Origin of the sequence: Halalkalirubrum salinum (genome assembly GCF_005543295.1) — an archaeon.
Classification (GTDB): domain Archaea; phylum Halobacteriota; class Halobacteria; order Halobacteriales; family Haloferacaceae; genus Halalkalirubrum; species Halalkalirubrum salinum.
This window is the reverse complement of the sequence record NZ_SRSG01000035.1, coordinates 1-1,658: the sequence shown is the minus strand read 5'-3', so window position 1 is coordinate 1,658 and position 1,658 is coordinate 1. Positions and strand designations below refer to the sequence as shown.

The following is a 1,658-nucleotide window of genomic DNA, read 5'->3' as shown; positions in this document are numbered from 1 at the left end:
CCCTTAAGTGGGGGACGGCGAAAGGATGGGTCAGCAACGAACAGATGCACCAACTCGGGAAACCGTGGTTGGGAAGGGTTCGATGACCGCGCCCGAGTTACACCCCGGGCCGGTTCGATGACGACCGTATGTACGTGTAATCCAGGCGTCAACTGGACCCTTCACCGGGACAGTAACGCGCCCAACAATTACGAATCAACCAACTATATATCAACTGGCTACTGTGCCGGCTGGTGAATAGCTCGGCTTGAGAGCTGAAGACGGACGTGCCAAGCTGCGAAAAGCCTGAGGAAGCCGCATGGAGGCGAAGAACTCAGGATCTCCGAATGGGAATCCCTTGACAATTGCTTCGCGCAATAGGGAACGTCGGGAACTGAAACATCTTAGTACCGACAGGAAAAGAACGCAACAGCGATATCGTTAGTAACGGCGAGTAAACGCGACACAGTCCAAACCGAAGCCGTCAGGCAATGTGGTGTCCGGACTGACTTTCAGCACGTGAAACAGACTTCGAAGTCTCTTGGAATAGAGCGTGAGACAGGGTGACAACCCCGTAGAAGTGTGTAGTAACGTGTGCGTCAGCTCCAGAGTAGCGGGGGTCGGATATCCCTCGTGAATGTATCTGGCATCCCCAGATAAGACTAAACACTCCTCAAGACCGATAGCGAACAAGTAGCGTGAGCGAACGCTGAAAAGCACTCCACAACGGATCGTGCAATAGAGCTTGAACTCAGTCGGCGATAGAACGAGGTGGCATACAAGGCTGGTAGAGAAACGACCCACGCGCGAGCGTGCAGTAGGATTTTACCAGAGCCGATGTTGCCTCGTGCGTTTTGAAAAACGACCCAGGGAGTGTATCTTTATGGCGAGTCTAACCCGTTTTGCGGGGAAGGCGAAGCGAAAGCGATACGGCCGCAGTACTTCGGTACGAGGGCCACCGTGCTCACACGCGGGGAGTCATAGGGATACGACCCGAAACCGAGTGATCTATGCATGGGCAGGGTGAAGCGTGCCGAAAGGTGCGTGGAGGCCCGTTAGGGGTGGTGTCCTACAATACCCTCCCGTGATCTATGCATAGGGGTGAAAGGCCCATCGAACTCGGCAACAGCTGGTTCCGACCGAAACATGTCGAAGCATGACCTCATTCGAGACAGTTCGTGAGGTAGAGCGACCGATTGGAAATCCCGCCTCCGAGAGGAGTCGGCTTTCCTGTCAAACTCCGAACTTACGAACGTTGTAGACAATGGGAGTCCGGTGTGCGGGGTAAGCTTGTGCACCGTGAGGGAGACAACCCAGAGCGAGGTTAAGGACCCAAAATGTGGATTAAGTGCGACCGAAGGTGGTCTCAAGCCCTAAACAGCCGGGAGGTGAGCTTAGAAGCAGCTACCCTCTAAGAAAAGCGTAACAGCTTACCGGCCGAGGTTTGAGGCGCCCAAAATGATCGGGGCTCAAATCCACTTCCGATACCTCGCGGCAGAAAGACCGCGTAGGTCGGCATACCGGTTGGGTGGAAGCACGGGCGAGAGTTCGTGTGGACCAACCGGTAACGAAAATCCTGGTCACAGTAGCAGCGAGAGTCGGGTGAGAACCCTGACGACCTTACGAGCAAGGGTTCCTCGGCACTGTTAGTCAGCCGAGGGTTAGTCGGTCCTAAGACT

At 55.0% G+C, this 1,658-nt stretch carries 1 rRNA gene; it reads left to right on the top strand.

The window, feature by feature from the left end:
- Positions 1 to 209: 209 nt before the first annotated feature.
- A 23S ribosomal RNA gene (locus E5K03_RS17415) occupies positions 210 to 1,658 on the top strand; the annotation flags it as partial.